This is a genomic window from Cellulomonas sp. P4_B5_2, assembly GCF_056402235.1.
On the sequence record NZ_JBFUHU010000231.1, the window covers coordinates 1 to 8,606 of the forward strand.

At 73.1% G+C, this 8,606-nt stretch carries 10 protein-coding genes; 6 read left to right on the plus strand and 4 right to left on the minus strand.

Annotated elements, in window-relative coordinates:
* Positions 1-322, minus strand: a 322-nt coding sequence (locus AC1DUQ_RS15840) for a PfkB family carbohydrate kinase (protein WP_477074111.1), incomplete at its 3' end; no start/stop codon positions are given.
* Positions 319-678: a hypothetical protein gene (locus tag AC1DUQ_RS15845; protein WP_477060771.1), complete on the minus strand. Its 360-nt coding sequence runs from the start codon at positions 676-678 to the stop codon at positions 319-321. The genes AC1DUQ_RS15840 and AC1DUQ_RS15845, both read right to left, overlap by 4 nt.
* 126 nt (positions 679-804) lie before the next feature.
* Here AC1DUQ_RS15845 and pgi point away from each other — a divergent pair, with 126 nt between their 5' ends.
* Positions 805-2,475: a glucose-6-phosphate isomerase gene (pgi, locus tag AC1DUQ_RS15850; protein ID WP_477074112.1), complete on the plus strand. Its 1,671-nt coding sequence runs from the start codon at positions 805-807 to the stop codon at positions 2,473-2,475.
* Between the two features lie 72 nt (positions 2,476-2,547).
* Here pgi and AC1DUQ_RS15855 read toward each other — a convergent pair whose 3' ends face one another.
* Positions 2,548-3,642, minus strand: a complete 1,095-nt coding sequence (locus AC1DUQ_RS15855) for a GDSL-type esterase/lipase family protein (RefSeq protein ID WP_477060769.1) — start codon at positions 3,640-3,642, stop codon at positions 2,548-2,550.
* A 186-nt stretch (positions 3,643-3,828) separates the two neighbouring features.
* Between AC1DUQ_RS15855 and AC1DUQ_RS15860 the strand changes: the two genes are divergently transcribed.
* Positions 3,829-4,197, plus strand: a complete 369-nt coding sequence (locus AC1DUQ_RS15860) for an RNA-binding S4 domain-containing protein (protein ID WP_082570996.1) — start codon at positions 3,829-3,831, stop codon at positions 4,195-4,197.
* Positions 4,198-4,318: 121 nt separating this feature from the next.
* Here the strand turns inward: AC1DUQ_RS15860 and AC1DUQ_RS15865 are convergent, their stop codons facing one another.
* Positions 4,319-5,197, minus strand: a complete 879-nt coding sequence (locus AC1DUQ_RS15865) for a DUF72 domain-containing protein (RefSeq protein WP_477060768.1) — start codon at positions 5,195-5,197, stop codon at positions 4,319-4,321.
* Between the two features lie 38 nt (positions 5,198-5,235).
* On the opposite strand from AC1DUQ_RS15865, the gene AC1DUQ_RS15870 reads away from it, so the two are divergent.
* The 4 genes from AC1DUQ_RS15870 (at position 5,236) to AC1DUQ_RS15885 (ending at position 8,486) form a co-directional block, all read left to right on the plus strand.
* A complete protein-coding gene (locus AC1DUQ_RS15870) occupies positions 5,236-6,168 on the plus strand; it encodes a DNA-3-methyladenine glycosylase family protein (protein WP_477060767.1) in 933 nt (310 codons plus the stop codon).
* An 86-nt stretch (positions 6,169-6,254) separates the two neighbouring features.
* Positions 6,255-6,590: a YciI family protein gene (locus tag AC1DUQ_RS15875; RefSeq protein WP_477060766.1), complete on the plus strand. Its 336-nt coding sequence runs from the start codon at positions 6,255-6,257 to the stop codon at positions 6,588-6,590.
* 128 nt (positions 6,591-6,718) lie between these two features.
* Positions 6,719-8,212: an MDR family MFS transporter gene (locus AC1DUQ_RS15880; RefSeq protein ID WP_477060765.1), complete on the plus strand. Its 1,494-nt coding sequence runs from the start codon at positions 6,719-6,721 to the stop codon at positions 8,210-8,212.
* Between the two features lie 46 nt (positions 8,213-8,258).
* Complete coding sequence (locus AC1DUQ_RS15885; RefSeq protein WP_477060764.1) at positions 8,259-8,486, plus strand: hypothetical protein; 228 nt, start codon at positions 8,259-8,261, stop codon at positions 8,484-8,486.
* The last annotated feature ends 120 nt before the right edge of the window (positions 8,487-8,606 follow it).

The window sequence follows — 8,606 nt, forward strand, 5'->3', positions numbered from 1 at the left end:
CCCCCGTGGCCGCCGTGACCAGCACGGTGGACACGGCGGGCGACCCGGGACGGCCGGCGGCGAGATCGACTACCTCGACTCCCGCGGCGACGAGCCCCGCGCGCACCAGGTCGGCGACCGGGCCGGTGCCGAGCGCGGTCACGAGGATCGTGGGCACACCGAGCGCGACGGCGGTGGCGGCCGCGTTCGCCGCGGGTCCCCCGAACGACACGTCCAGATCGCCGGCGACCAGCTTCTCGTCCGCGCCGGGGACGTGGTCGACCACCTGCACGACGTCGAGCGTCGCCAACCCGCAGCACACGAGACGAGGCGGGGTCCTCATGACCGGGTGTCGGTGAGCACCCACGCGACGACGGCGAGCACCGACGCCGACAGGAGCACGGCGGCCCACGGTCCGACCACCGTGCTGAGCAGGTGCGCGCCGACGAAGCAGACCGCGCCGACCAGGACCACCACCGCGACCCTGAGCCACCCGGCGGCGTGCACCGACCGCCACACGCACCACACGACCCCGGCCACCAGGAGCACGCCCCCGAGCGCCCGGATGTCCGACAGCTGCGCGACCGCGAAGGCCGCGACGAGGGTCGCCGCAGCGAGCGCGGCGGTCGGGACCGCGGGGATCGGCCCCCGCGGTCTCAGACGCGCGCGGCGGGGTGCGGTGCGGGGCTCGGTCGGCACGTCGACACCCTATTCGCGGCCGGCGTCGCCCCGGACGGACGTCCCGTGCACCCTGTCCCGAACGCCCCCTACGGTGGTGGGGAGCGCATCGACCGCGATCCCTCTCGTTGACCCCAGGAGCCCGCCGTGCCCACCCCGCCCATCGACGCCACCGCCACCGCCGCCTGGCAGGAGCTCTCCGTCCACGAGTCGACGCTGACGCCCGACCWGCGCGGCTGGTTCGCGGACGACCCCGAGCGCGCCACGCGCCTCACGCTCCCGCTCGCCGACCTCACGATCGACCTGTCCAAGAACCTGGTCACCGACGAGACGCTCGCCCTGCTGACGCAGCTGGCCGACGAGGTCGGGCTCGCCGCTCACCTGCAGGCGCAGCTGCGCGGGGACCACATCAACGTCACCGAGGACCGCGCGGTCCTGCACACCGCCCTGCGCCGGCCCGCGGGCGCGCAGCCGCCGCTCGTGGTCGACGGGCAGGACATCGACGCCGACGTGCAGGCCGAGCTCACGAAGATGTTCGCGTTCGCGGACAAGGTCCGCTCCGGCGAGTGGACGGGCGTCACGGGTGCACGGGTGCGGACCGTCGTCAACATCGGCATCGGCGGCTCCGACCTCGGCCCGGTCATGGCCTACGAGGCGCTGAAGCCGTACGTGCAGGACGGCCTCGAGGTGCGGTTCGTCTCCAACATCGACCCCAGCGACCTCGCCGAGACCGTCAAGGGCCTCGACCCGACGACCACGCTGTTCATCGTCGCGTCGAAGACGTTCGGCACCCTGGAGACGCTCACCAACGCGCGGCTGGCCCGCACCTGGCTCTGGGAGCAGCTGGGCACCGCCGACGACGACGAGTCGCGCAACGCCGCCGTCGCCAAGCACTTCGTCGCGGTCTCCACGGCCCTGGACAAGGTCGCCGCGTTCGGCATCGACCCCACCAACGCGTTCGGCTTCTGGGACTGGGTCGGCGGCCGGTACTCCGTCGACTCGACGATCGGCACCTCGCTGGCCATCGCCGTCGGTCCCGAGGCGTTCCGGGAGTTCCTGGCCGGCTTCCACGCGGTCGACCAGCACGTGGCGACGACCCCGTTCGCCCAGAACGTGCCCGTCCTCATGGGCCTGCTCAACGTCTGGTACGTCAACTTCCTGGGCGCGCACACGCACGCGGTCCTGCCGTACGCCCAGTACCTGCACCGGTTCGCGGCGTACCTGCAGCAGCTGACCATGGAGTCCAACGGCAAGTCGGTCCGCTGGGACGGCACCCCCGTCACCACGCAGACCGGAGAGGTGTTCTGGGGCGAGCCCGGCACCAACGGCCAGCACGCGTTCTACCAGCTGATCCACCAGGGCACGCGGCTCATCCCGGCGGACTTCATCGCGGTCGCCAACCCGGCGCACCCGCTGACCGACGGCGGCGTCGACGTGCACGGGCTGTTCCTGGCCAACTTCTTCGCGCAGACCAAGGCGCTCGCGTTCGGCAAGACCGCCGACGAGGTGCGCGCCGAGGGGACCGCCGAGGACATCGTGGCCGCCCGCGTGTTCTCCGGGAACCGCCCGACGACCTCGATCCTGGCCGCGTCCCTCACGCCGAGCGTCCTCGGGCAGCTCATCGCGCTCTACGAGCACATCACCTTCGTGCAGGGCGTCGTGTGGGGCATCGACTCGTTCGACCAGTGGGGCGTCGAGCTGGGCAAGAAGCTCGCGCTCGAGATCGCCCCGGCGGTCCAGGGCGATGCCGCCGCGCTGGCCGCGCAGGACCCGTCCACGCGCGCGCTGATCAGCAAGTACCTCGAGCTGCGCGACTGATCGGTCGACCCTCGCGTGAGGACGTCGTTCGCGCCACGCGGGACGACGTCCTCACGCGAAGGGTGCCGCCACCTACCAGCAGCCGACCGTCGCCGGCGTCGGGCTCCCGGTGCCCTGGAAGCCGAGCTCGGTGTAGCCGCCGGCCGGGATCGAGCCGTTCCAGGGAGCGTTGGCGAAAGTCGTCGTGGTGCCCGCGGTCGTCGGCTGCGAGCTCCACGCGTTCGCGACCGTGCCGCTCGGCAGCTGCAGCGTGACGTGCCAGCTCGTGATCGGCAGCAGGCGGCTGGCCACCCGGATGGTGGCGACGAACCCTCCCGGCCACTGGCTGACGACCGTGTAGGCGGCCGTGCACCCGCCCGCGGGCGGCATCGTGAAGGTCGGGCTGGGTGACGGGGAGACCGTCGGCGTGGGGGTCGGCGTCGGGATGACGGTCGGCGTCGGGGTCGGCGTCGTGCCGTTCAGCGCGGCCGTGAGCGCGGGGTACCACCGGTCGGCGAGCTTGACGATGCCGGTCTCGTTCGGGTGCACGCCGTCGGACGTGTCGGTGGCGGGGTTCCAGCCGGTCCACTGGTCCACCACGGTGATCGGGGACGCGGCCGTGCTGAGGCCCGCGGCCCACGCGGGGACCGCGGCGTTGAGCGCGACCGTCCGCTGCGGGCAGTCCGCGCAGCTCGTCGGCGCGACCGGGATGATCTGGGCCACCAGGATCCTCATGGTCGGCTTGCTCGCCCGCATCTGCTGCACGAGCGTCGTCCAGGCGGAGAGGATCTCCTGCGGGCTCTTGTTGCTCCACACGTCGTTGGTGGCGAAGTGCATCACGACGATGTCCGGGTGCGTGGCGGACAGCCAGCCGACCAGCTGGTTCGACGACGCCACGTTGGTGACGAGGAAGCCGCCGTGGCCCTCGTTGTCGCCGTCGTAGGTGATCCCGCAGCCCTGCGCCGGGAGCGTGCCGACCATGTCGATGTTCGTGTAGCCCGTCTGCTGCAGCTTCTGCCAGAGCAGCGCCCGCCAGCAGCCGGGCGAGCCGGTGATCGAGTCGCCGAGCGTCATGATCCGCACGGGGTCGGCGGCAACCGTCGGGCCGGCGAGCGCCAGCGCGCCTGTCACCAGCAGCGTCAGGGCGGAGATCGCGCCGGCCAGTCGGCGCACGAGCGTGGTCGTCATCGGGTCCTCCGTCCGCGTCCGCACCTCGCCCGCTGGGTCGGTCCGGGGTGGGCATGCGCCCGCCATCTCGCAGGGTGCTGGTCGGTGGACCCGGGCGGAGCGCGGCGAATCGTTTCGCCGCGGAACCGGTTCGACGCCCTCCCGGTGCCGCGGCTCGCGTCCGACGGCGCGTGAGAGGCTCGTCAGGTGGCTGAGGTGACGCGGGCGCGCGTGGACGCGTGGACCTGGGCGGTGCGGCTGTTCCCGACCCGGTCGGCCGCCGCGGCCGCGTGCCGGGCCGGTCACGTGCGGGTCAACGGCGACCGCGCGAAGCCCGCGACGATGGTGGTCCCCGGCGACGAGGTGCACGTCCGCGGCGGCGAGCGCGAACGGATCGTCGTCGTCCAGCGCACGGTGGTGAAGCGCGTCGGTGCCCCGGTGGCGGTCGCGTGCTACCTCGACCGCTCCCCCGCGCCGCTGCCCAAGGAGCACGTGGTCCCCGGCGAGCGCGACCGCGGCGCGGGCCGGCCCACCAAGCGCGACCGTCGGCTCATCCAGCGCCTCAAGGGCCGCTGAGCTGCCGGGCGCCCACTGGCTCACGACGAGATCGTGAGCTCGCGACGAGATCGTGAGCTCGCGACGAGATCGTGAGCTCGCGACGAGATCGTGAGCTGCAACGCACGATCCCGCGGGAAGCTCACGAGCTCGCGGCCGGGATCCCCAGCCTCGCCGCGAGCGCCATCGAGTCGAACGGCGCGCGGACCTTGAGGTCGTTGTCGAAGTAGACGTAGACGTCACGACCGTCGGCGGGTGCGGCCGGGCCGGAGAGGGTGCGCGCTCCGGCGGGTTCGCCGCCCGCCGCCCACACGCGGATCTTCGCCGCCCAGCGGTCGAGCGCGTCGTCGTCGTACCCGCTGGCGTAGAGCTCGGTCTCGCCGTGCAGGCGGATGTACACGAGGTCGGCGGTCACGTCCTCGATCACCGGCCAACGGCCCGCGGCGTCCGCGATCACGAGGCCGATTCCGTGCTCCCGGAGCAGCTCGACGAACGCCGGGGTCTCGAACGTCGTGTTCCGGACCTCCAGCACGTGCTGCAGTGGGCGGTCGGCATCCGTCGTCGTCCGGGCCCGGCCGTCCAGGCGCTCGTCGTGCTCGGTGGCCAGCAGTGCCGCGGCCGTGGTGGTGCGCGGCAGGAGGTCGAAGAACGCGGCGAGCCGTGCGGCGTCGAACCCGAGCGTCGGCGGCAGCTGCCACAGGATCGGCCCCAGCTTCGGACCGAGTGCGAGCACGCCGCTGGCCAGGAAGTTCGCCACCGGCACCCGGACGTCCGCCAGCTTCTTCATGTGCGTGACGAACCGCGGGCCCTTCACGGAGAACACGAAGTCGTGGGGCGTCTCGGCGGCCCAGCTCGCGTAGTTCTCCGGCCGCTGGAGCGCATAGAACGACCCGTTGATCTCGATGGACGAGAGCTGCCGGGACGCGTACTCGAGCTCGCGACGCTGCGGCAGCGCCGCCGGGTAGAACGCCTTGCGCCACGGCGGGTAACGCCAGCCGGAGATGCCGGTGCGGATGGTCATGGGGCCAGTCTGTCGGGGGCGCGGCGCATAGTGGTGCGGTGATCCCCGCTGCCGCCGACGAGTCGTGGCGCGCGTCCGTGTACCGGCCGAGCGAGCCGGTGGACGTGCGGCTGACGCTCGGTCCGCTGCGGCGTGGCGGCGGCGACCCGGCGTGGGCGTCCTCCCCCGACGGGACGATCTGGCAGGCGACCGCCACGCCGGACGGTCCCGCGACCCTGCACCTGGCCGTCCGCCGCGACGGCATCCACGCGACGGCCTGGGGTCCCGGCGCCGAGCGGGCGCTGGCCGGTGTGCCCGACCTCCTCGGTGCGCGGGACGACCCCTCCGGGTTCGACTCGTCGCTGCACCCCGTCGTCCGGGACGCGCACCGCACCCGGCTCGGGCTCCGGATCCCGCGGTCGGGCAACGTGCTCGAGGCGCTCGTGCCGGCGGTTCTCGAGCAGAAGGTGGTCGGGCTCGACGCCAAGGCGGCGTGGCGCCGACTCGTCCTGCAGCACGGCACGCCCGCCCCCGGCCCGGCACCGCACACGCTGCGGGTGCCGCCTACCGCCGAGGCATGGCGCGCGGTGCCGGTCTGGGACTGGCGGCGCGCGGGCGTCGAGGAGGCGCGAGCGGGCACGGTGCTGCGGGCGGCGGCGGTGGCGAGGCGGCTCCAGGAGGGTGCGGACCTGCCGCTCGAGGAGGCGCGCCGCCGCCTGCTCACCGTGCGCGGGATCGGCCCCTGGACGGTCGCCGAGGTGGCGTCACGGGCGCTGGGCGACGCCGACGCGGTGTCGGTCGGCGACTACCACCTGGCCCATCTGGTCGGGTGGGCGCTGACGGGCCGGCGCACCGACGACGCCGGCATGCTGCGCCTGCTCGAGCCGTGGGCCGGCCACCGGCAGCGCGTCATCCGCCTCATCGAGCTCACCCAGACGGCGAACGCACCCCGGTTCGGACCGCGCATGCCGAGGGCCCGCCCCCTGCACTAAGAAGACTGCTCGCCGGATCGTGTCGATCCGGGGCCCGCAGGATCGTCCACCTGATGACGGACCGACCACCACCACCTGGAGGACCCATGCGCTACCTGCTCCTCGTCTGTGACGACCCGACGGCCGAGCCCTACCGCCCCGAGGACGACGACATCGTCGACTGGGTCGCCGAGAACGACCGCCGCGGCCTGAGCGTGCTGGGCGACCGGCTGCGGCCGGTGGAGGACGCCCGCACGGTGCGGGTGCGCTCCGGGCAGCTGCTGGTGACCGACGGCCCGTTCGCCGAGACGCAGGAGACCGTCGCCGGCTTCGACGTGCTCGAGTGCGCCGACCTCGACGAGGCGCTCGATCGCGCGGCGGCGCACCCCATGGCGCGCTTCGGCCGCATCGAGGTCCGGCCGGTCTGGCCGCTCGACCTCTGAACCCCGGCGTCTCCTCAGAGCGAAATGCGTCGACCCCGAGGGGTCGCTCCGCACACACTGTGCCTACCGTCCGCGCCGACCACGTCGGCTGCGCCACACCCTTCCCTCCCACCATTCGAGGTACCGCTGTGACCGACGAGACCCTGACCACCACCCGACCACCCGCGGACGCGGACGGCGGGACCGGCGCCCGCGACCGCCTGGCCGTCCGGCTGCTGCTGACCTCGACGTTCGTCGTCATCCTCAACGAGACGGTGATGGGCGTCGCGCTGCCCCGCCTGATGGAGGACCTGAACATCCCCGCGAGCACCGCACAGTGGGTCACCACCGCGTTCATGCTCACCATGGCGATCGTCATCCCGGTGACCGGGTTCGTGATCCAGCGGTTCACCACCCGGACCACGTTCCTCGCCGCGATGACCCTGTTCAGCCTGGGCACCGCGATCTGCGCGCTCGCCCCCGGGTTCGACGCGCTCATCGTCGGACGCGTGGTGCAGGCCAGCGGCACCGCGATCATGCTCCCGCTGCTCATGACCACCGTCATGACCGTGACGCCGCCGGCCAGCCGCGGCCGCACGATGGGCAACATCTCCATCGTCATCTCCGTGGCGCCCGCGATCGGCCCCACCATCTCCGGGCTCGTGCTCAGCGTGCTCGACTGGCGGTGGCTGTTCGCCCTCGTCCTGCCGATCGCGCTCGGCTCGCTCGCGCTCGGCGCCGTGCAGCTGCCCAACCTCACGGAGACCCGCCGTGCACGGGTGGACATCGCCTCGGTGATCTTGTCGGCCGTGGCGTTCGGCGGGATCGTGTACGGGCTGAGCGGGCTCGGTGCCGCCGCGACCACGGGCATCACCACCACCACCTGGGTCTCGCTCGGCTCCGGTGTCGTCGCGCTCGTGGTCTTCGTCTGGCGCCAGCTGCAGCTGCAGAAGATCGACGACGCCCTGCTGGACCTGCGGACGTTCTCCTCGTCCACGTTCACCGTCTCGGTCGGCGTGATGGCGATCAGCATGATGTCGCTGTTCGGCACCCTGATCCTGGTGCCGCTGTACGCCCAGACCGTCCTCGGCCTCGAGGCGCTGCAGACCGGGCTCCTGCTGCTGCCGGGTGGCCTGATCATGGGCCTGCTGGCGCCGAGCGTGGGTCGCGCCTACGACCGGTACGGCCCACGGCCGCTGCTGGTCCCCGGTGCGGTCGTGGTGAGCGCGAGCGCGTGGGGGTTCACGCTCCTGACCGCGACGAGCTCCCCGTGGCTGATGCTCGCCTGCCACGTGCTGCTCAGCGCGGGACTGGCCCTGATGTTCACGCCCCTGTTCACCTCCGCCCTGGGCTCGCTGCCGATGCACCTGTACTCGCACGGCAGCGCGATGGTCGGCACGGTGCAGCAGGTGGCGGGGGCGGCCGGGACGGCCCTGTTCGTCACCGTGCTGACCGCGCAGAGCGCGACCCTGGCGGCCGGCGGGGCCGGTGTGGTGGACGCGACCGCGGGGGGTATCCACGCGGCGTTCCTGGTCGGCGCGGCCATCTCGCTGGTCGCCATCCCGGCGGCGTTCTTCGTCCGCGCGGCCCCGTCGCCCCACGGGGTCGAGGCGGACGACACGGCGGAGGTCCTGACGCACTGACTACGCTGGGGACCCACCCCCGGCACAGCACCCCAGGAGGACGTCCATGAGCTACCCGGTGATCGAGCGTCGCGAGGACGACGGGTCGGGCACGCCCGGTCGCATGCTCAGCGTCGTCTTCCCCGCCCTGCTGTTCCTGCTGGGCCTGGCCCTGTTCGCCGTCGCGTTCAACGTCGGGGACTGGGGTGCCTGGGCGTTCGCCGGGGGCATCCTGTCCATCACGCTCGCGTTCGCGATCCCCACGACGATCCTGCCGGCCCTCGAGGACCGCTAAGGGGCCGAGCGCCGGCGCCACCTGCGCGCCGGCCGGGCGGGCTCCACGGGCGGGGACGGCTGGGGCGGCGGCCTCCGTCGTGCGTGCCACTGCCGCACCTCGAGCTCCACGTCGCGCAGC

Excerpts from the sequence above, each read along its gene's own strand:
- AC1DUQ_RS15855 (WP_477060769.1), bottom strand. The coding sequence starts at position 3,642 with ATGACGACCACGCTCGTGCGCCGACTGGCCGGCGCGATCTCCGCCCTG.
- AC1DUQ_RS15865 (WP_477060768.1), bottom strand. The coding sequence starts at position 5,197 with ATGACCATCCGCACCGGCATCTCCGGCTGGCGTTACCCGCCGTGGCGC.
- AC1DUQ_RS15875 (WP_477060766.1), top strand. The coding sequence starts at position 6,255 with ATGCGCTACCTGCTCCTCGTCTGTGACGACCCGACGGCCGAGCCCTAC.
- AC1DUQ_RS15885 (WP_477060764.1), top strand. The coding sequence starts at position 8,259 with ATGAGCTACCCGGTGATCGAGCGTCGCGAGGACGACGGGTCGGGCACG.